20 protein-coding genes and 1 tRNA gene are annotated in these 21365 nt (G+C 50.1%); 11 read left to right on the top strand and 10 right to left on the bottom strand.

Annotated features, from left to right (window positions below):
* Positions 1–7 precede the first annotated feature (7 nt).
* Positions 8–1024, top strand: a complete 1017-nt coding sequence (bioB, locus tag PJI16_09335) for a biotin synthase BioB (GenBank protein MDT3777755.1) — start codon at positions 8–10, stop codon at positions 1022–1024.
* Between the two features lie 52 nt (positions 1025–1076).
* Here bioB and PJI16_09330 read toward each other — a convergent pair whose 3' ends face one another.
* Positions 1077–3656 (bottom strand): FtsX-like permease family protein, encoded by a 2580-nt coding sequence (locus tag PJI16_09330; GenBank protein MDT3777754.1) that lies wholly within the window; start codon positions 3654–3656, stop codon positions 1077–1079.
* Positions 3657–3728: 72 nt separating this feature from the next.
* On the opposite strand from PJI16_09330, the gene PJI16_09325 reads away from it, so the two are divergent.
* Positions 3729–4019, top strand: a complete 291-nt coding sequence (locus tag PJI16_09325) for a LuxR C-terminal-related transcriptional regulator (protein ID MDT3777753.1) — start codon at positions 3729–3731, stop codon at positions 4017–4019.
* A gap of 102 nt (positions 4020–4121) precedes the next feature.
* On the opposite strand, the gene PJI16_09320 is transcribed toward PJI16_09325, so the two are convergent.
* Both PJI16_09320 and PJI16_09315 read right to left on the bottom strand, forming a co-directional pair.
* Positions 4122–5051, bottom strand: a complete 930-nt coding sequence (locus PJI16_09320; GenBank protein MDT3777752.1) for a dihydroorotate oxidase — start codon at positions 5049–5051, stop codon at positions 4122–4124.
* 6 nt (positions 5052–5057) lie between these two features.
* On the bottom strand, positions 5058–5720 hold the full coding sequence (locus PJI16_09315) for an ABC transporter ATP-binding protein (protein ID MDT3777751.1): 663 nt from the start codon (positions 5718–5720) through the stop codon (positions 5058–5060).
* A gap of 154 nt (positions 5721–5874) precedes the next feature.
* On the opposite strand from PJI16_09315, the gene PJI16_09310 reads away from it, so the two are divergent.
* The 4 genes from PJI16_09310 (at position 5875) to PJI16_09295 (ending at position 8460) form a co-directional block, all read left to right on the top strand.
* The gene (locus PJI16_09310) at positions 5875–6618 is read left to right on the top strand and encodes a ComF family protein (protein ID MDT3777750.1); all 744 of its coding nucleotides are present in this window, start codon (positions 5875–5877) and stop codon (positions 6616–6618) included.
* A gap of 297 nt (positions 6619–6915) precedes the next feature.
* Positions 6916–7263 carry a zinc ribbon domain-containing protein gene (locus PJI16_09305; protein ID MDT3777749.1) on the top strand — a complete coding sequence of 116 codons (348 nt, stop codon included), beginning with the start codon at positions 6916–6918 and terminating at the stop codon, positions 7261–7263.
* 95 nt (positions 7264–7358) lie between these two features.
* Positions 7359–7799 (top strand): hypothetical protein, encoded by a 441-nt coding sequence (locus PJI16_09300; protein ID MDT3777748.1) that lies wholly within the window; start codon positions 7359–7361, stop codon positions 7797–7799.
* 166 nt (positions 7800–7965) lie between these two features.
* Positions 7966–8460 (top strand): RusA family crossover junction endodeoxyribonuclease, encoded by a 495-nt coding sequence (locus tag PJI16_09295; GenBank protein ID MDT3777747.1) that lies wholly within the window; start codon positions 7966–7968, stop codon positions 8458–8460.
* A gap of 239 nt (positions 8461–8699) precedes the next feature.
* Here the strand turns inward: PJI16_09295 and PJI16_09290 are convergent, their stop codons facing one another.
* The 5 genes from PJI16_09290 to PJI16_09270 form a co-directional block, all read right to left on the bottom strand.
* Positions 8700–9110: a PilZ domain-containing protein gene (locus PJI16_09290; protein MDT3777746.1), complete on the bottom strand. Its 411-nt coding sequence runs from the start codon at positions 9108–9110 to the stop codon at positions 8700–8702.
* Between the two features lie 2 nt (positions 9111–9112).
* On the bottom strand, positions 9113–9478 hold the full coding sequence (locus PJI16_09285; GenBank protein MDT3777745.1) for an STAS domain-containing protein: 366 nt from the start codon (positions 9476–9478) through the stop codon (positions 9113–9115).
* A 118-nt stretch (positions 9479–9596) separates the two neighbouring features.
* The gene (locus tag PJI16_09280; protein ID MDT3777744.1) at positions 9597–10247 is read right to left on the bottom strand and encodes a hypothetical protein; all 651 of its coding nucleotides are present in this window, start codon (positions 10245–10247) and stop codon (positions 9597–9599) included.
* 547 nt (positions 10248–10794) lie between these two features.
* Positions 10795–10870 (bottom strand) — tRNA-Arg (locus tag PJI16_09275).
* A gap of 306 nt (positions 10871–11176) precedes the next feature.
* Positions 11177–12309, bottom strand: a protein-coding gene (locus PJI16_09270; GenBank protein ID MDT3777743.1) for an IS3 family transposase whose coding sequence is annotated in 2 segments (ribosomal slippage) — positions 11177–12045 and positions 12045–12309 — 1134 coding nt in all. Because the reading frame shifts where the segments join, the coding sequence is not laid out codon by codon here.
* A 903-nt stretch (positions 12310–13212) separates the two neighbouring features.
* Here PJI16_09270 and PJI16_09265 point away from each other — a divergent pair.
* From PJI16_09265 to PJI16_09245, 5 genes are all read left to right on the top strand, one after another.
* Positions 13213–13566: an STAS domain-containing protein gene (locus PJI16_09265; protein ID MDT3777742.1), complete on the top strand. Its 354-nt coding sequence runs from the start codon at positions 13213–13215 to the stop codon at positions 13564–13566.
* A gap of 411 nt (positions 13567–13977) precedes the next feature.
* A complete protein-coding gene (locus PJI16_09260; GenBank protein MDT3777741.1) occupies positions 13978–14364 on the top strand; it encodes a response regulator in 387 nt (128 codons plus the stop codon).
* Between the two features lie 363 nt (positions 14365–14727).
* Positions 14728–16152 (top strand): VCBS repeat-containing protein, encoded by a 1425-nt coding sequence (locus PJI16_09255; protein ID MDT3777740.1) that lies wholly within the window; start codon positions 14728–14730, stop codon positions 16150–16152.
* Positions 16153–17096: 944 nt separating this feature from the next.
* Positions 17097–17843: a hypothetical protein gene (locus PJI16_09250; protein MDT3777739.1), complete on the top strand. Its 747-nt coding sequence runs from the start codon at positions 17097–17099 to the stop codon at positions 17841–17843.
* 64 nt (positions 17844–17907) lie between these two features.
* On the top strand, positions 17908–18420 hold the full coding sequence (locus PJI16_09245) for a hypothetical protein (GenBank protein MDT3777738.1): 513 nt from the start codon (positions 17908–17910) through the stop codon (positions 18418–18420).
* Between the two features lie 213 nt (positions 18421–18633).
* Here the strand turns inward: PJI16_09245 and PJI16_09240 are convergent, their stop codons facing one another.
* Positions 18634–19593, bottom strand: coding sequence for an HDOD domain-containing protein (locus PJI16_09240; GenBank protein ID MDT3777737.1), 960 nt, complete (start codon positions 19591–19593; stop codon positions 18634–18636).
* Between the two features lie 395 nt (positions 19594–19988).
* Positions 19989–21362, bottom strand: a complete 1374-nt coding sequence (gene miaB / locus PJI16_09235) for a tRNA (N6-isopentenyl adenosine(37)-C2)-methylthiotransferase MiaB (protein MDT3777736.1) — start codon at positions 21360–21362, stop codon at positions 19989–19991.
* Between the last annotated feature and the right edge of the window lie 3 nt (positions 21363–21365).

The following is a 21365-nucleotide window of genomic DNA, read 5'->3' as shown; positions in this document are numbered from 1 at the left end:
ACAACCCATGACCCCATATTATGAATTGGCAGACCGAGTGCTGGAGGGAGCCATCCCAAGTCGACAGGAAGGCTTGGCCATTCTGGACACCCCGCAGGACGAGCTTCTCGACCTGGTGAATGCGGCCTATCGGATTCGGTCACGATATTTTGGCAACACCGTCCGCCTACAAATGTTGCTCAATGCCAAAAGTGGGGCCTGCCAGGAGGATTGTCACTATTGCTCCCAATCAACCATTTCCACCGCCCCCATTGAGCGGTACTCTCTCCTCTCTCCTGAAAAAATGCTGGAAGGTGCCAGACGCGCCGCACAAGCCAAAGCGCAGCGGTATTGCATCGTGATCAGCGGCCGCTCCCCATTACAATCAGAACTCACACACATCACCAGCGCCGTCAAACAGATTAAAGAAGAGCTGCCAATTCAAATATGTTGTTCACTCGGCTTATTAAACAGCGAACAAGCCAGCCTTCTAAAAGAAGCAGGGGTTGATCGCATTAACCATAACCTCAATACCAGTGAAGCCTATCACCCCTCTATTTGCACCACCCACACCTATCAAGATCGAATCGATACATTAAAACATGCCCGCGCGGCGGGATTAGAACTCTGCAGCGGCGGGATTGTCGGAATGGGGGAAGGGAATGAAGATCTGGTAGATCTGGCTTTGGCGTTACAGGACGTCCAACCTGATTCTATCCCCTTAAATATGTTGTACCCGGTCGAAGGGACGCCCTTTGACGAAATGAAAAACCTCACACCGATCCGTTGCTTGAAAATTCTCTGTCTCTTCCGGTTTTTTCACCCAAAAACTGAAATCCGGGCGGCCGGTGGACGGGAAAAAAATCTCCGCTCGCTCCAACCCTTGGCACTTTATGTCGCCGACTCCCTCTTCGTGGATGGCTATTTGACGACCCCTGGCCTTGCTCACCAGGAAGTCTGGAAGATGATCGAAGACCTCGGCTTTACGGTGGAAGTGAAATACGAAGGAGCCGAAACGGAAAAAGCCGAAATCTGCTCACACTGAACCTCTTGTCACATTGTCTTAAGACTTTTTTCAGCACGACCATTCACACATTTCATTCATACCTTAAATCTTCAGCAATCGATTGACGGCTGGCCCATCTGGCCGGCCCCCACGCGCCTAGAAACGCCGCCAACAACGCCACGAGCACAGCCATCCCCAACGTTTCCCATGGCAGTGTGAATTGAATGGTCCAGCCAAATGATTGCTTATTGATTACGTTGATCAGTAGCACCGACAGCGCCAATCCCACCAGAATTCCTAAGCCGGCACCCAACCCAGCCACATAGCAGGATTCCCAAAAAATCAGGCCTTGGATTTGTGGGCGACTCACACCCAACGCTCGTAGCGTGGCCAGTTCCCGCCGGCGTTCCGCGATGGCGGTCATGAGGGTATTGATAATCCCCAGCACGGCCACGCTCAGGGCAATCAACTCCAACACATAGGTAACTCGAAACGTCCGATCAAAAATTTCCAGAATCTCTGTCTTCAGTTCCCCGTTACTGATCGTGACGATGGGGATGGCATTTTTTAACACCTGTTCGATTTCACGTCGCACAATCGGGAGCGCCTGACCGGCCTTGAGATACACCGCAAAGATGGTCGCGTCGGTCTCCCCCCAATGCCGACGAAAGAGTTGGTCGTGCATGACCACTTTTCCCCCATCGGTGGCATAATCATAAAAAATGCCCTTTACGGGAAAGGCCTGTTGTCCTAAAGGCGTCTTCACGTCTAAGTGGCTTCCTACCGCCAACCCCAGCCGCCCGGCTAACACTTCAGACACGATCACGCCTTCATCTTCGATCGTTTCTTGTAAAATGGGAGTGGAATCACCTGTCACAAACAGATATCGGCTGCGCTCGGCATGAAGGGCCATGTCGCGTGCGACCAATGACACCGCCTGCCCTGAAACCTCCCCCACGGTTTCCGTGTAGGGATCAACCGCCTCAACTCCTGGTATCGACATGACCGTTTTGACCAGAGTCAACGGCAGACCCGTGGTATTATTCTCGACCTCTTGTTCCCCCAACCATGACACTGGAGCCACGATGATATCCGCCAGCATCGTTTGCTCAATCCAAATTTCTACGGTGTGCCGGAAACTTTGAATCATGATGCCCACTCCAACCATAATGGACAACCCGACCACAATCGCCGCCATAGTCACACTGGTCCGACCGGGATTGCGGCTGAGCTGTTCTGCCGCAAGGGACGGCAAGAGGCTCCATTGCCCGCTTTGCCATGTGCCCCTCCCCTCATGAATTAACCCGCAGAGTACAGGTCCCAGAGCGGTTCCGCCCACCAGTAAACAAAATGCCGCAGCATACCCTCCGGCCGGAATGCCATCCAACGGGGCCATAGAACCCAAGGCCACACTTGCACCAAATGCGAATATCGCGATCCACCCTGACGTCCTGTACGAACCGGTTTCTTCATCTTCTGAATGGCCTACCGTTAAGGCTTGAACCGGGGCTATCGTGCTGGCATCCCAGGAAGGACGGAGCGCTCCGAGGAGGGAAACCCCAGACCCAATCGTTATCGCCTCCGCTAACAGCCAGGGATGAATCTGCGAGACAGCCAAAGATGTCACGCCATATAATTCCCCAACACTCTGCCCTATGAGCGTCGTCAACCCGCTGGCCAGAAAGACCCCGAACCAACAGCCCATGACTCCCCCCACAATGCCGAGCAGACTCGCCTCCAAGAGAAACAATCCCGTGATGGCTCGCCGTTCCATGCCGAGTGCCCGAAGAATGCCAATCTCCCGACGATGATGTGCCACCGAAAATGCCATCGTGTTATAGACCAAAAACACCCCCACTAATAGCGCTATTCCACTAAGCATGGTGAGATTAAACTGGAAGGCCTTCAACATCGATTCCACTTGCCCCGTCCGTCGCGAGGACTGACTGATTCGAATATCCGGAGGCACCACGGCCTGCAAGGCTTGGATGAGCGTGGCCCCCCCCACACCCAACTCAGGAACCACGGCAATGGAATGCAGACGTCCCAACCGACTGAACAACCATTGGGCTGCAGCAATATCCATGATCGCCTGTCGTTCGGTTCCTTGCAGAAGAGCATCAGACGATCCCAAAAGGCCTCCCACGACCAGATCATGGGAGACGCCCTGACCCGTCACGGTCAGCGTCTGCCCTTCCCTCATCCCTAATTCTTTGGCAAATTCTTTCCCTAAAAAAACCGTCTGCGGAGAAAACAGCTGTTTCCACCGATTGTCCGGAATCGATGGGGTCGAATCCTCTGATAGCCTGACTTTCTCATAATTCAGAAGATCTACCCCCCAAATCACGAGCGTCTGACCCGTGGAGAGGCCTTCTTGTTGGATTGTGACAACAATTTTAAGAATAGGATGAGCCGATTTGACCCCAGGATGACGTTGAATCAGCTCGATGATCGCTTCATCCATCCCTTCTGTGCCTCGGGACAGGGTGATAGACGCCTTTCCCACGACGGAGTCTACCGACTGTTCAAAGGATTGATAGACTTCCCCATTGGCCAGACGAATGGCCAACCAGGCCGAGACTCCAATTGCTACCCCGACCACCGTGAGAAAGGCTCGAAAAGGCCGATGGCGAACATGGTCAAGGACCAATAGGAGAAGGATTCGTATCATGAGAGCGGTTGTCGGAAGTAAGGGACGTATGTTAAATTTACTAGAAAAATATGCGTGGGGTTGTGACTCAATATGCCAAAAGGGAAAGTGACTGAATCCGAATCAACAGAAGAACTCTTGGAACCCAATTCCGAGGGCCAATCTCTCACCGCCCGACAAAAGGAAATCCTGAGCCTGGTGGCTCAAGGCTTTACTAATCGTGAAATTGGCGAACAGCTAGACATTAGCGTGCGAACAGTCGAAGTCCACCGCTTCAACTTGATGCGGCGTCTACGGGTCAGAAACGTAGCTCAGTTACTCCGGCAAGCCATTGCGCTTCGAATCATTCCCAAAGGCCCACCAACCCCGACCACAACGGCCTAGATGAGGCATCTCTCGCCTATCCTGTTATAAAAATGTCAAGAGCGCAGTAGCTGTAGCTCATTTTGACTTTACCTATTCAGGCAGATCAAAATTCGTACTTTTTCAATCCATCTCCCGTAATTTCCCTCGACATGCCATTAACGACGGATAGCCTTTCCGTTGCAAGCAGTCAGCAATTTCCCGTTCGAGCCTTGCAAACACCTCGCAGCCTTCCTCAACCAGCACCGTGCCTATCTGAACTGCTGAGGCGCCACACAACACATGCTCGAACACATCCACTCCATTCTCCACCCCGCCTGTACCAATAATAGGAATCCGATCACCCCAGATCTTCCAAAACGCGCGAACATTGGCCAAGGCTACGGGCTTAATCATCCTACCACCCAATCCGCCAAATCCCCCTTTGGGCTTAATCACCACCATTTCCCGTTCCGGATCAACGACCAGGGTATTCCCCACTGAATTGATGACCGTCACAAAGGCCACGCCACTTCGCTGAAGCACCTCGGCAATTTTCTGATGATGGATCGGATCAAAGTATGGCGGGAGTTTCACGCCGAACGGCACGGTCAGCAGCGCACGGATCTCAGTCAATAACCGTTCTGTTTCCTCAAAGTCATACCCGATTTGTGGCTTACCGGGAATGTTGGGACACGATAAATTCACCTCCACCAAATCCGGTTGAGCGGTCTCCAAGGCCTTCGCGCCTTCGAGAAAATCATCAGGATGAAGACCGGCCAGGCTGGCGATGACGGGTTTCCCAAACCGCTTCAACTCTGGAATCAGTTTCGCATAAACGGGGAATCCTAAATTGGGAAGGCCCATCGAGTTGATCGAGCCTCCGTCAAAGGCCACATACCTCGGTTGGGGATTGCCCTCACGGGCATGAGGTGTCATGGATTTGGTCACAATCGCGCCGGCATGTGACCTGCCAAGTGCCTCCAGCTCTTCCGGCGTCACGCACAAGGCCCCTGACGCGTTCATTACTCCACATGGAAACGATACACCGGCAATTTCTGTTGAAAGATCCATTGCGTATTACTCCAATTGTCCGTCTCGAATCGCGACGATCCGATCCGCCGCCTGAGCGGCGTGTAATGAATGGGTGGCCAAGAGCACCGTCTGGCCGAATTCCTTCGCACATTGACGCAGCAACGACACAATGCTCGCCCCGGTTTCACCATCTAAATTGCCGGTGGGTTCATCGGCCACGATCAGTCGAGGGCGATGCACAAAGGCACGGGCAAGCGCCACCCGCTGCTGCTCTCCTCCGGATAATTCATGCGACCGGTGACCCAGCCGATGACTCATCCCCACCCTCTCCAACATGTCGGCTGTCCGGGTTCGCACCGACCCGGATACCTCACCTCGTAAACGCAAGGGAAGCGCTACATTTTCTTCAATCGTCAATCCCGGGATCAGATGAAAGGCCTGAAACACGACCCCAACCTGTTCCCGACGCCATCGGGTCCATTCCTGATCACCAAACGCCAGGCAGGATCGCCCGTCAAGCAGGATGTCGCCGGATGTCACCCAGTCCAGCCCCGCCACCAAATGCAATAGCGTGCTTTTTCCGCTCCCGCTGGGTCCCATGATCGCACAAAATTCTCCTTGCTGAATGTCCACACAGACATCCCGCAACGCCACAACCGGAGTGGATCCGCGCGGGTATTCCTTATAGACATGTTGAAACTGAATCATGGGCACCCATCCGGAAATGCTGCAGTCAGGAACACACTTGAATCATGGTATATTTGCTACCCCTCCTATATCATACCGAAGGTAAATGGACCAAGGCGCCCCACGAATATTAGGCTTACATCCCTGTCGGCCTCAGCTCTGAAAGTTCGCCTCCATGGCTCCACGACTTACCTCGACTCGCCTTCTCCGATCGCTCCTGCATGTCATTTTTCCCACCGCCTGTGCCGGCTGTCAGAGTCCCTTATGCGACGATCCCGTTCCATTTTTTTGTCGCCGATGTTGGGATGGGCTCAAACCTATTCCAGACCCCGTTTGTCCGCGATGTGGACGCCCTTTTGCTTCTTCCATTGCCCTCCTTCATAGCCCCGCCCATCAGTGCGGAGCCTGCCGCGCACGACCATTGGCCCTCACGCAAGTCTGGAGTCTCTTTCCCTACCAATCCCCACTCAAAGAAGCCATTACCCTATTCAAATACCGTGGAAAACTGTCGTTGACTCACCCACTCGCCCAAGCCATGATTGAGGCGCTGCCCGCTTTACCACCCTTAGATGCCATCATCTCCGTCCCCCTTCATCCGCAACGATTACGGGAACGTGAGTACAATCAATCCCTGCTGCTAGCCAACGAACTCCATCACGCCACTGGGATTCCTCTGTTACTGGGATGCCTGCTCAGGATCCGACCCACGGTCCCCCAAACTTCATTATCAAGAAAAGAGCGACTCACGAATCTGCGTCGAGCCTTTTCCGTGGCCAAGCCTGCCCACATTCAAGGCAAACGAATTTTATTGGTGGACGATGTCTTTACCACTGGCACAACCTTGCATGAATGCGCGAAGACGCTTCGGCGTGCCGGATCAGGCCCGGTGTATGGGCTGACACTCGCTAGAATGGTGTAGGGGAATTAATTCCCAATACCTGCATCAAGGCGAAGAGGTTTCCAGTAAGGTTCTTCTGCTGGTTGTTTTATCTAAATGAATCTGCAGATCCTTTTCTTCTCCCTTTCCCTCACCTTTCTCAACAGCCCTTTTGACCATCTTCTTATCTTGAGACTTCCCAGAATGAGGGAGAGGGATTCGCTCTATTAAATCATATGAGATCTTTCAATTCTCAGAAACCAAAACCCCACTCTTCCCAAATGGCCGGGTTTGCGATATATACAGCCCGTACATTGCGATCAGAAGGAGAACGACTCGATGCCCATTTATGAATACCGTTGTCAGGATTGCCGGAAACGTAATTCCTTTTTAATCCTCACCTCAAACGCTCCAGTCCCATCCTGCAAGCATTGCCTGAGTGCCAATCTGGAACGCATCATGTCCCGCTTTGCTGCACCCAAATCGGAAGAAGCCAGAATGGAAGCCTTGGCCGATCCCAGTAACTTCGGGGACCTGGACGAAAACGATCCACAGAGCATGGCCCGCTTAATGAAAAAAATGGGAAAGGAGATGGGGGAAGACCTGGGAGATGACATGGACGAGGCCATGGACACGATGGATACCGACGATATGGATATGGGGATCCCTACCACAGAAGACGACTAGCTCGACTACTCAAGCAAAACTACTTGACTTTTCTTAAACATTCGTTAAGCTACACTCACAGATAGGACGTTCAAGAGATCCAAGGAACATTTTGCATGTTTGCTGGGCAATATTACTGTAAAATTGACGAAAAAGGACGATTTGTTGTCCCGAGTCCTATTCGTGAAGAAATCGAAACTCACGGGAATAGCCTGATGTTCCTCAAGGGGCAGGATATGCCCGTTTCCGCCTACACCAACCCGGAATGGGCCAAGATCTTAGAAAACGCCAAACAATCTCTCGATGAAGACCAACGACGCCTTTTCATGTATCACATGGTCTCGGAAGCCTCAGCTTCAGAAATGGATAAAGCCGGTCGCATCTTAATCCCTGGCCGATTTCGCAAACTGGTCCCGGTCGATGAGGATCAGGAAGTGGTGTTAGTCGGCATGTTTCATCGCCTTGAAGTCTGGAATCCATCAGAATGGCGACGTTTTGTCCATATAAACGAAGACACATTTGAACACAGCATGAGCAAAATTCAGAGCCTCCTTTAACTGGCCATCCTACTCGTCCCACGACCAACGCCACACCCCCTATAGAGTCCCATTGAGAACTATTCGTATCCCTTCCCTTCCCAAGCTTTTGCAGTCAGAAGTGAGGGGTGGCCTTGTACTCCTCTCCGGCCATAGGAAACTAAATGCTAAGACCGCAGGATCCCAAATGCATTGGGAACATCTTGGAGGCGATACTCTATCACCTTGCGAACTCTTGGTTGTCTTACCCCTGCCACCCAGCGTTAATCATCAATATGCCACCGTCAACGGGCGAAGAGTTCTGGCCTCCACCGGGCGACTTTACAAAAAGGCCGTGGCTAGCCACTTACTCACTGTGTTGCGGCAATCTTCTCATCGAACCGAATTTTTATCGAAATTGGAGACTCACGCCCTCAGCCTTTCCCTCCGCTTCTACTTCAAAACGGCTCTGCGGCGGGATCTCGATGGCGGTCTCAAAATTGCGCAGGATGCCATTTGCCAGTCCATCGATTTAAATGACAACCGCATTACCGAAATTCATCTGCACAAGGACCTCGATTCGGTTCGGCCACGCCTGGAATGTCTCTTAGCCATTCAGGAACCCATTACCCGTTCCACGCGTGCTTCTAGATCTCTCTCGATGGTGCCCAAGACAAGTCACCGCAATTCCCCTCAATCCTAAGCAGCCCGCAACATACGCCCAAAGTGGGCCATGCTGGCATTCTCTATCCTCGGGGAATCCATAAACAGTTTCCCATCAACCTTCCTTTCCCACGACTTCACGCCTCCTCAAGAACCTAAAGTTAGGTGCTTTTAGGGATGGCATGGTGGACCAGGAAGACCCATTTTGTCGTTTTGCTCGGTATTAGATGAATACTCGCGCACGGTTAGGAATATGGCTGAATTGGAAAGAAAAGAATGTTATCGAGAGGTGACTGCGCGGGAGAGAGAATGTAGAACTATGGTGAGTGGGTGCTTGGCCCCTCTTGTGGGATGATTGGTCAGGGCGGGGAACAAAAATCCAATCTTTTGGCCCTTGCAATGCCGGACAAGCCCAGGCAACCAAATACTGTCACCGAGGTAATGCAGCTTGACGGACACCTGGGTCCCTCTCAGCACTGGAGGAATTTGATCGTCGGGAAATTCAACGAGCATGCCTTGATGACTGAGATTAAGCACACGACCCTGACACACCGTGTCTGGTCCACAACGAATGGCTACCGGTAGCACCTGGTGGGGTTTGACGAACATCCGTCGAAAAGATCGTCGATTTTTTTGGGGGATGGGTAACGGTCGACAGACATCTTGTTTTAGTGCGGTCGATGTTCCCATCGTCACGGCTCCGATGAATGCTCTTTAGTAGATTCAAAGGTCTTCAAGGCTTCATCTTCGCTGGGAAAGATAGGGATCCATTCCCCAATTTCAGTGATCTCCAGGACATCGCGAACAAATCCTATCGGAGAAATGATGGCAAGCTTGCCCCCAATTCGCTGAAAACGCCGTTGAGCAAGAACCAACCACCCGAGTGCGGCACTGTCAATAAATGACACGGCCACCATATTTAACATGACAAACCGATAACCTTGCAGAATGGCATGATCAATCCGCCATTTAAAATCCTGTCTGGCATGTTGATCAAACCGACCTGCAAAAGTTTCCACGAGGGTATCGTGATTGAGACTACGTTCGGAAATAACCATAGAAGACTCTTTCGGTATGATATCCGTTAGTGTCTTCTTTTATCGGTTTTCCTCGCTCCACTCTTAACCCGGGAGGCAGGCAATGGAAATCCTTTTTTTCAAAAAATCAAAGGACCCCTTATGGTTGGGGAAAGAGTTCCACCATGACATCATCGACAAACTGAACCGGCGCCGGCTTGCCGGCACCGCTCTGAAAGGGGCGGGTCACGCGAAGCTGGATGGAATGACGACCTGCCGCCACAGGGACTTTTCCACTGAATAGCTGCTGAGCCGTGTCACCATCATCCACCGGACCGACATCGAGATCCGCTATGACTTGATCATCAACAACCCATTCAAACAATCCCCCGTTCAGATTCCTTTTATAATCTGGAGAATGGTAGGTCACCCCCACATGGGCTGAGAGCTGCATGAGGCCGGAATTAGTCATTGTGGTGAGCCCAATCCCTCCACCTTGCTGCAACTCACCGGTAGGATCGTAATGGAGCTGTCCCACTTGGATCTGAAGACAATAAGACGGAGAGACCGGGGTCCCATGATTACACAAGTCGACCGTAGGAAATCCCTTTCCCCCTAAAGTTCCATTGGAGGTAGAAAACACGGTCCAGCCAGAAAGGTTCCCAGATTCAAAATCCGTGGCCAAAAGGACTTCGGCCGAAACAGGGTAATTTCCAATCGACAACATGCCAATGAGAAAAGCGAAACCCCATCGTTGAGCACAGTGTAACCACCATTCCATTTTTGAGAATACCGCAATATTTTCTTCCATGATCTGCCCCTTTTCATCTTCCATATTTTTTTCAGACTCGAATGCCTGTCCAGTATAGGTGAAAATGAAAAATGGAGTCTGTCCCAGGATTCTTCGTATGAGTCTCTCTCCAGACCACAAATTCCCCACTTAGAACCCTTTTGCTTCGGTCCTTGCGATGATTTCACGAGAAGAATGGATTCGTGCCCGACACATTTCATTTTTTGAGTCACCCGAATATCAAAGGCCGTACAATACGAGCACCTTGTTCACACCTCTGTTCGTCTTTGGCAAATAGTCTGAAGAATTTTTTATCTGAGGGGACGAATAGGGATTTTAATAATATTCCCAATTGACCAACCCGGAATCAGGCAACTCGTGAGGTTGATTACGAAAGGTCTCGGGATTAAGAGAGACTTATCGGAAGCTAATACGGATAAAAATATCCATATGACTCAAGTCTAAAGTGAAAAAGCGGAGCCAGTCTCTCAAACTGGCCCCCCAGCAAATCTGCACATGGGGGATTTGGAAAAATATGTGAGGGGTTCTAAAAATGAACAACCGAAGATGGTGCGCCCGGCAGGAGTCGAACCGGCAACCTCTTGATCCGTAGTCAAGTGCTCTATCCATTGAGCTACGGGCGCTTTTACTGTATTTTCAATGAGTTAGGTGGGTTCGTCAAGCAGTACCATCTGCCTGGCATGAAATAAATGCTACCCCAGCAAAACTATCACGCTCATGGTCTTAATGAAATGCACTTTACCATTTATTATCTTTTCATGTCTTAATTTTTGGTGCGATAATTTTTAAATCCGTTAGGTGGGCAATCTCTTTCCATCCTGTAACAACCAGCCTTATACCGGTTCTTTCCTAAACGCGTCAATTCGGTGGGTACGAAGAAGTGGACCCCGATTTCTGGACAGGGCGCTAAGTGAAACTTCTGCTGGGCATTATGCCGCCTTCGTTGCCATTGGACCTGCCCAATATACGGTATCCGGTGTCTGTCGATTCAAGGACTGGTGACGGCGTTCCGTGTTATAGAACGTGAAATAGCCAGTCAGCCCAGCCCGTAGCGCTGCGGGCGTCTCATAGGCTCGCAGGTACACGTCCTCATACTTCACACTGCGCCATAGTCGTTCGACGAATACGTTGTCGACCCAACGCCCCTTACCATCCATACTGATTTGCACCCCACGATCTTTGAGTGTCGCGGTGAATGCCTCACTGGTATATTGGGCACCCTGATCCGTATTGAAGATCTCTGGCGCCCCATAGCGCAAGAGGGCTTCTTCCAGCGCCTCCACACAGGCATCCGTTTCCAGCGTATTCGAAACGCGCCACGCCAACACCCGACGTGAGTACCAGTCTATGATGGCGGTGAGATACATGAACCCCTTGGCCATCGGGATATAACAGATATCACTCGCCCACACCTGGTTTGGACGTTCAATTCTCAGGCCTCTTAATAAGTAGGGATAAATTTTGTGCCCCAGTCCTGGTTGACTCGTTCGCGGCTTCGGGTAAATCGCTCGGATCCCCATCTTGCGCATCAACCGTTGAACGCGTTTACGATTCACTCTATGGCCCTGTTGTTGAAGCTCAACACACAGGCGACGGCTGCCATAGAACGGCCATTTCAGATAGAGCTCGTCGAGTTGGCGCATCAAAACAAGGTCTGCCGCTGAGACATCCTGGGGCCGTGCATAGGCACTCGAACGCGGCACGGCTAACAGCTGACATTGACGAGTCACCGAAAGTCCTTGCTGGGCCTTGAGCATCGCTTTGCGCTCAGTCATCGGCCGGGTCCGAGCGCGGTGGCTAAAAAATCCTTCTCCATGGTCAGCTGGCCAATCTTGGCATGCAGCTTCTGCTGGACCTGTTCATGGTCGGCAGCAGCAACGAGACTGGCGCCAAAAACATGTTCTGCCTTGCTCAGCAGCTGCTTCTTCCAATCTTGGATCTGATTCGGATGTACGTCAAACTGCTCGGCCAATTCCGCCAACGTGCGTTCGCCCTTGACGGCGGCCAAGGCCACCTTGGCCTTAAACGCTGGGGAATGATTCCGTCGGGATCGTCGTGCCATCTTCTGCTCCTTTCGTTGCAAACAAATATAGCGCAGAAGATTTCACTTAGCATCCTCATTATTCTGTCCAAGGACTGGGGACCACTTCTCGAATAAGACCAACCGTCCCTTGTAAACTCTTATGCTTTAAACATCCGGTTGGTATTAAGATGGTCGTGAATAGCAAGAAGGCTCGGATAGGAGAATTCTTGTGTGAGGGGCCACAATTTAATAAATGAAGGTTGTCGGATCTTCTTGTCTGGAGGTTCATTATGGTGTGAATGATTAATTTTTCGCCTGAGATGATTCTTCGCTTGTTCCGCGGTTAATCCGCCTCATCCCCCGCCGCCACCGCCTGACCTTCAAGCCTCGAGGCTGGAAACGCAAAAATCCTGCTCAAAAAATTTAGACTCGCCGCACATAATGGGTCCCTTCTGACCATCTGATGGCACCCAGGTTATTTGCCATATCCCCTATGAGGAAAACGAGATTTCTACGAAAAACCAGCTTTCCAGATGCTTCGTTCAACAAGAGATTTTGCGTTGTGACGGGTCTTTTCAACCAGGACGCTGAGCTCCAACCTAACAAACGGGCAATTTCCCATTAAATTGGCACATGGGTTAGTCCTTCCATCTCTAACCAGATTAGGGAGACGGGAAAATTCCCATGTAGTTCAGCGAGCGGACGGAATGCCATTTTTAAACTTAGCCGAATTCCATGGCTTTTCATTGCTGAAGCTTCCCATGACATATACGTATTTCATTTTAACCTGTCTGGGGAATTGATGCCCCTCTCCCCGGAGCGTCAACTGTTCAAGAAAAGGCAAACAAGATCTATTCACTATCAGCAGCCCAGAAGTCAGTAAAATCGGCCAACTAATTTCCGCTAAACCTAAGGGAATCGAAAAAGAGGGAGGAGGAACCCATGCTTGCCGTTAGAGAGCATTGTCAGCAGAACACAAAAATACTGGACCTCTCAGGAAGTTTTGATGCCAGTTCCAAGTTAGGCCTTGAAGTCGCCATCCTCGGAGCAAAGGAAATGGGCTGTCAACATATCATCCTGAATTTTGCTGAGATTACCTGGATTGATTCGATGGGACTTGGACAATTGTTCCTTTGGTATCACAAGATGAGGCCCAATCACGTTCACCTCAGCATCGTCAGCCCGCAACCTACGGTCAAATATCTCTTAGAATCGACCCACCTCTCAGAGATTGTTCCTATCTATCAATCTGAAAAAGAAGCCGTGGAGGCCCAACCGCAGACTTCTCTTACATGAACAACACCATATTCAGGCTCTCAGAAAGGGGGGGCGGAACTTCCCTTGAGTTACGCGCCCCACTTTTTTGGTATAGGTATTTCCCCTCCACTTGATTTTACTGATCAAGAAACTTGAGGACATTTCATGCGGCCAGCAGAAGTGAGCCATCCACTTTCCCGGTTGTTATCCAGCGACCCCCCGGACAAATTCACTGAACGGCTTTGTTACAGATATTCCAGGGAAAAGGTTTAAAACCCGCTAATAGAATTCTCGATTTTAATAGGTATGATCAATCGGAAAGAAAGGACATTCATGATGCACCTGCATTCCTCTTCCCATTGGACGGATGTATGGGAAATTCCAGAACTTGAGACACCAGACCCAGCACATTGCACCTTAAATATCACCTAAAACCAGCCGTATATTTTGGTGGTTGAAGATGATCCTTCAGTGGCAGGGTTACTAAAAACTGTCCTTGAAGATTCGGAATATCACGTGTATGTGGCAGGAAATGGACGGGAAGGCCTGGACGTGGTGATGAATTATAGGGTCGATGGAATTTTGTTGGATATGCATATGCCCGTGATGAACGGGCGAACCATGCTCGATGAATTACGATGGTTAGAGTACCAAATTCCTGTGCTGGCAATGTCCGATGCGTTAGATCTCCCAGCCCTTCGTCAGCTTCTATCGGAAGGAGCTCAGGGCTTCTTTTTTAAGCCGTGTAATCTGCAATCCCTCAAACAATCCTGTCATCAGATTTTCAAAAATGATGGAATGTCCGGTTCTTTCCTTCAACCCTTTCATACCGGATAAAACCCAGGTGGGAATGATTTTGTTGTTTGCCTTAATGATCATGACAGAAAAATCGAGTACGACCCTCTTAATGGGGATAGCAAGAAATTAATGGACCGTATTCAACCAGGAAGATGTTAACGCCAACTGTCGTAGCAGATAGGGGGCAGTAGTTGGACAAAGTGGCATGATGGTTTGGACATTTTTTCTACAAAGGCTCCCTGTGCCACAGGTAGTCTTTTCATGCGCCCCATTCTACAAGGGTGCATTTCTACAAGAGATTAACGCCCATGAGAATTGTGTCCTACAAAAGGTTTATTTTTTGCTTATTTCAGACTCAACGGTGGAAAGCAACTGTCAGGGATTCAACAGGAGGCATTTCACATGAAGCTCAAAAATTGGACATATTTACCGGTGATCCTGGGTTTAGCAAATGGATTACTTTTTCTGCCTTTGGCCATAGAGAGCCTGCATGCGGGGACAGTGCCGGATATTCGAGGCACCTGGACAGATGGCCCCAGTAGCAGCTCAACAACGGGATGTCAGGATCCAGATGATAACGGTCCCGACAACGATCCTGGAGGGGATACTTACACTATTACCAATCAAACTGGCGCCAATTGGGGCCTCACACAGGTGGATACCGTGGTTGATAACGGATTTTCAGCTGTACAAACAGTGACCTGCTCAGGCTCCGTTTCACCTGATGGGACGGTGAGCGCCTCATGCCCCTATGTGGTTACCCTCAACGGCGGGTTTTGGTTTAGCGGCACATCCACTTTAACGGGTTCCCTTGCGGGCAATACCTTGACCTACTCGTTTGCTGGTCGGGATCTCGTTGGTGATACCTGTCAGTGGACTCAGACGGGAACAGATACCAGGAGTGGACCAGTCCCTCCTCCAATCATGTTGCCCACGAATTCCCCATATGATCTCAATGGGGACGGGAAAGCCGATTTATTATGGCGTAACGCGACTACCGGGAGCACGGCCATCTGGCTGATGAATGGGACCGTCCGGACCTCGGTCGGCTTCCCGGGTGGGGTGCCGCTCAACTGGCAGATCGCGGGAATCGGCGATGTAACAGGGGATGGCAAGGCCGATGTCATCTGGCGCAATAGCACCAACGGCACGGTGGCGATCTGGCTGATGAACGGCGCGACCGTCACGTCCACGGGTTTTCCCGGCAGTGCGCCGACCACCTGGGTCATTCAGGCCGTCGGGGACGTCAACGGCGATGGCAAAGCCGATTTGATATGGCGTAACAGCAGTGACGGTAACACGGCCATCTGGCTGATGAATGGGACTCTCCGGACCGCCGTCGGCTTCCCGGGCGGGGTGCCGCTCAACTGGCAAATCAAGTGGGTCGGAGATGTGACTGGGGATGGCAAGGCCGATGTCATATGGCGTAACGGCAGCAATGGAGCCGTGGCAGTGTGGGTGATGAATGGAACCATAGTGACCAACACGGGCTTTCCCGGCAGCACCTCCACGGATTGGAAGATTGCCGGTATGGGCGATTTCAATGGCGATGGGAAGGCCGACCTTATCTGGAAGAATGACACAAGCGACATCGTGTCCATCTGGCTGATGAATGGGACCTCTATTGCGTCGTCTAAAGTTTTAGGCGGCATCGCCTCGGCGTGGGAGATTGAGCAGGTGGGGGATATGAGTGGAGATGGGAAAGCGGACGTGGTCTTGAAGAATACAACGACAGGTGAGGTGAAAGTCTGGCTGATGAATGGGGTAACCCTGATTGGAATCAGCTCCCCTGACACAGTCTCCACCGACTGGGACATTCAACCCTAAAGTGGTGAAAACCCTTCACTGAAACATTGAGGAAGGATAAGAGAAGAAATCTCAGGCAAAAAAAAACAAAGTTAACTTCAGGTACTTTTCCCAGAGCCTGCCCCGCATCGGGCAGGCTCTTTTTTGTTTGACCCAATTGCTCATTGGGAAAGGCCCATCCCCCAACAGACCCGGCCTCGAATGTAGGTCGGATGTGTAATGGTCAGCATCAACATACCCCTGTATTTTGAAAATCATCAACTGAGGAGATGTGAGATGAATAGACGATTTTACTACCAAAGCGAGGGAGAAAAGTTCTCGTTGAGTGTTCGGTGGTGGCTCATTCTCTTTGCCGCGATTCTTGTGTGGATTGTAAAATAATCCTCACGGTCAATGAAAATCCTATCTTTCTTGACGCCATTAAACTCCCGGCGTATTGCTAAAGGCGTCATAGTTTACCTTCATTTTTACATGATGAGTCTTTTTCATGTGAGCAACTCTTTTCCAATCCCAATAATGAAAGTAAAAAGATCGGACCTACAACCAATTCTTTCCTCTTTGACTCAATAGTCCCTCCTCATATTCATAGCTCTCCTTTCAAATTCAACATGGCACCCTTCTCCTTTTCCTTATGAAACGGAATAGGAAAGAGTCCTCCTGTTTGATCACCTCTACATCTCCTAGTTGGCCAATATTTTGGAGGTCATTCCCCGCTCTTCTGTTGGGGCAAGCAACAACACCGCACCAAGACAACATGTCAATTAGCTACAAATCTTTCCATGCATTTCCTTTACCCTCGAATTTTTGTATGGTGTATGGACCGTTGCTTGATCGGAGTTGGTTCAAGCTCTATGCAGCACACCCAAGAGAGGACCCTGTTGAAAGAAATAGACCAAAGGACATTGTTTCGAGAGAGAAGTCACCATTTCTCCCCCTTAAATCAACGGAAAAGGTACGACTGAAGCATGTCGGAACGAAAAGACCGGCAGAACATCGTCATGCCTGATGGCATTTCTTTCTTGCCACCAATCCCAGTCGGGTATGAAGTCTACTATGAAAACCTTGAGATTCAGGGAATTCAAGATCGGCAGACCATTGTCTGGCAGTTTATCCAAGGTTCCAATCATCTGTTGGACTGGGAACAAGAACCGAGCAATCCCCAGGACCCTCATGCCATCAAAATATTTGGGGTATCGGAGCAAATCTTTTCTACAAAACGGGATATGTTGGGGTATGTTCCGGGTGATGTAGCCAAACAGATTGTGACTGGGGGGATCTGGCCATTTTTGCAACTCAGGCTGGATTACATCTCTGTCGCAAATCAAGGGTTCATTGCCATCCGGTTTCAAATCCTTGGGCCCATCAGGAACACAACCGGTGAAGAGAAAACACTTAGTGGACCGGGCAAAAAGGGGGACCGACGGAACACCCAGGCCACGAGACCAACACTTTTGTTCGGTAGAGAGGCAGAACCTCCAAAAGCGTATCGAAGCAAGTTCAAGCAGTTCCCATTCTTCATCCTAAGGATTATCCTGATCTTACTCGGCACCGCGTTGGCTTTTGTCGGCGGGACAATGGGCACAGCAGCCTGGCAAGCCAAGGGGAACCTCTTTGTATTGATGCTCGTTCCATTGGCATTGATCATGAGTGGAGGCCTGCTCATCTGGACCGGAATTAAACCTTCAAAACCAAAAGAAAAAATCCCTACTTAAAATACTCCTTTGGGCCATAAAAATGCGTTATTCCGACGCTTCTCAACAAATCTGAAAGGTGTATGTGGCAAACACCTATCACCTCTGGTTGGCACCTACTGGTCCGGCCTACGACATTCTCATGGAGGCCATTACCGATTTGAGCAGAGCGTATCACGCTCCAGTCTTCGAGCCGCATGTGACGCTCTTGGGTTCTCTTCCAAGCACAGAAGAGGATATATCCGTTCGGTGCTTGGAACTTGGTGAATCGCTTTCACCTATCGATATTCTTCTAACCGAACCAGGCCTTGCTGATCAGTATTTTCAATGTGTGTTCTTAAAGACCCAGGAAACAACAGCACTCATGAATGCGCATGAACTGGCAAGAAAAATGTTCGTCAAGGATCCCAGCCCCTATATGCCCCATCTCAGCCTGTTGTATGGTCATTATTCCCTTGAACTGAAAGATAGAATCACGTCAACTTTATCTCAAAATTTGCGCATCAACTTTACATCCGACATGATCCATCTTATCCGCTCCAAAAGCGAACATCCCGTTGACTGGACCTCAATTCTGACAGTCCCCTTGAGCGGATAAATTCTCTTTCCCTCTACACGATCCCGAGTGAATGTCGCCTTATGTCTCAAGACCTCCTAGGTCAGGTCTTCGGCATTTCCTGGTAATTCGACGGACTTATCCCGCCATCCACCTGACATTGGAAGTCACGGGCAAATACATTCGCATAAAACTGGAGCTAAACTGATTGAATGCTGAGGTAGACTGCGGAGAAACCTTGGAGGAATCCCGGCCTTATAAGGCAGGGATTGGTTCTGACATTTCGGATGGAGAGATACCCGTGACGATTTGCTCAAGATTATCCAACACTTTTTGAATGTCATCGGAGTTCCCCAAGCTGATTTGGAAAAAGCTGGACATATCAGGAATTCCATCAGCAATTTGTTTGGCGACTTCCACAAGTCCCTCAGGTTCAATATCCAAAAGCTCCTTTGATGATTGGATAGCTGCTTGAATAGCCATCTCCGGCTGTTGGTGGCACCACATATCAGCTAACCGCCCCGAAAGGGCTACACATTGGATAGTTAACCGGGAAACTTCATCGCTACTGGATGCCAAGGAGGGATCATGACTCCCTTTGACGGATTCTCGCAATAATTCTGGCAATTCCCAGGTCTCAGCCAACCATGCCCCGATCTCGCAATGATCCGTTTTCCATCGATCCTGTTCTAACGTCTCCAATACCTGATGATCCTGCGCAGCTTTTTTATATATCAACCCATACTCCATGCCTAAAGCCTCGCTCATCACCAACACGCCCAAGTCCTGCAATAATCCGGCAAGGAAAATTTCTTCTTCGTTCGTCACCCGGACGCGCTTGGCCAATACTTTCGAGGCCAAACTCGCCAAAATACATCGATGCCAAAAATGGGTATGATCAAACGCTCCGCCACCTTTTTTTCGTAAATCCCGATATAACGAAAAACAAAAGGCTAACGTGGCAATAGAATTCATGCCCAATAACGTCACCGCATGGGTGACCGTCGTCACTTTATGGCGACTGCCCCCGTAAAAACTGGAATTTGCCACATTCAACAGTTTGGCGACAAAGGATGGATCTTTACTAATGACGTCACCAATACGTTGAGCGGTAGTCCTCTCATCCCGACACAGTTGAAGTACTTGCAGAGGCAGCGCGGGAATCGCCGGAAGGGTCTTGCAATTTTTTATACGCTGCAGAATCTGGGCATCCATTGTTCGCTACACCTCAGGCCTTTTATCGCCATCCATCACAACGACATTCCTTCGAAAGCCAATCATCCAGACGTAACACGATATAGGCTGGCCTCCATTGCTCGTTTGTATGGGGAGTTTTTTCTAAATGAGCACCAGGAAGTTGAAAGACATTCCGTTCCGCCATGCGACCGGAAATCTACAAGTAATCAAAGGTTTTATCGGACAATGAGCAACTGACTTGAGGTAGAAACCAGCGTACGATTGGGCCGGATTCTCCCAACTAAACACGACGGCAAACTCAGTAAAATTTCAGTTTGGGAGGATTCACACAAAAGGAATCGCAGAAAAATCAGCGATTTAGGGAATGAGGATGGGATAAAGAATTTTGGGTTACCAGAAACCCACAAAATCCATCAGGATTGGGCATGACCATAAAGGGTGGAAGGCGAAGCATCACTGACCAGAACGTGCACCAGGTCTCCTGGTTGGCGGACTTCGTTATCCTTGGGCCAGACAACCGTCACATTGTGGTCGCTATGCCCCATCCATTGCAGATCGGATTTTTTGGAATGCCCTTCCAGCATGACTTCTACCTTGGTGCCGATGAGTTCTTTGTTTTTTGAAAGGGAAATTTCTTTTTGCAATTCGACGATCTGATTCGTCCGAGCCCCCTTCACCTGCTCAGGGACATCATCCACAAATTTTCTGGCCGCAATCGTGTGCTTTCGTTCAGAATATTTAAATACGAATGCCGCCTGATATCCCACCTCTTGGATAAGACGATAGGTCTCCTGGAACTCCTCATCGGTTTCTCCACAAAATCCACAAATGAGATCGGTGGTTAAAACAAGAGGGCCTTTCTTTCGAATGGCCTCAACCAGCTTACGATACTCTCTTTGAGTGTATCCCCGACCCATGCGTTCCAGAATTCGATCATTAGCCGATTGCAGGGGCAAATGGATGGTTTTACAGATGGCGGGATGTTCCGCAACGGCTTCAAGCAGGGCTGGCGGAAAATCTTTGGGATGGGGAGACATAAACCGCACACGCTGAATCCCAGGAACATCCCCAACCGCTATTAACAATCGGGCAAAATCCCACTCTCCCGACCGGTAGGAATTGACATTTTGTCCCAATAAGGTGATTTGCCGAACTCCCTGACTGACCAATTGATGGGCTTCCTGAATAATCCCCTCCGGATCTCGGGAACGTTCTCGTCCTCGCGTATACGGCACCACGCAAAAAGAGCAAAAATTATCACAGCCCCGCATGACCGCAATCCACCCATTAATTCCAACCGGCCGATCCGGAACGATATGGGCATACGTTTCGTATTCAGACAGATCAACGGCCAACCCTCGTTTGCGATGCTCCAACGCATCCATGAGAAGATCGGGCAGTTGTCGGTATCCATCTGGCCCGACGAGCACATCAATGAATGAGCGCGTATCCATCAGCTCTTGTTTCAGATTCTGAGCCATACAGCCTAATACCCCGATAACTAAGCCTCGTTCCTGTTTTTTATTGGTATACCGGGCCAAATGGCCATACACGCGATTATGGGCATTCTCTCGAATGGCACAGGTGTTAAACAAAATAACATCGGCTTCATCATCATACGGAGTAAATTGAAATCCCCGGGTTTTTAACAGAGAACGAACGATTTCCGAATCATATTCATTCATCTGACACCCGAAGGTCTCCATATACACCTGATAGCGCCCTTTATCAGGCAAATGGGTCCGAGCCTTCAAGCTGGTAGGGATCAGTAAAGAGGGTCCGCTCACAAC

Origin of the sequence: Nitrospira sp. MA-1 (genome assembly GCA_032139905.1) — a bacterium.
Lineage (GTDB): Bacteria > Nitrospirota > Nitrospiria > Nitrospirales > UBA8639 > Nitrospira_E.
This window is presented reverse-complemented; position numbering and strand designations above follow the sequence as displayed.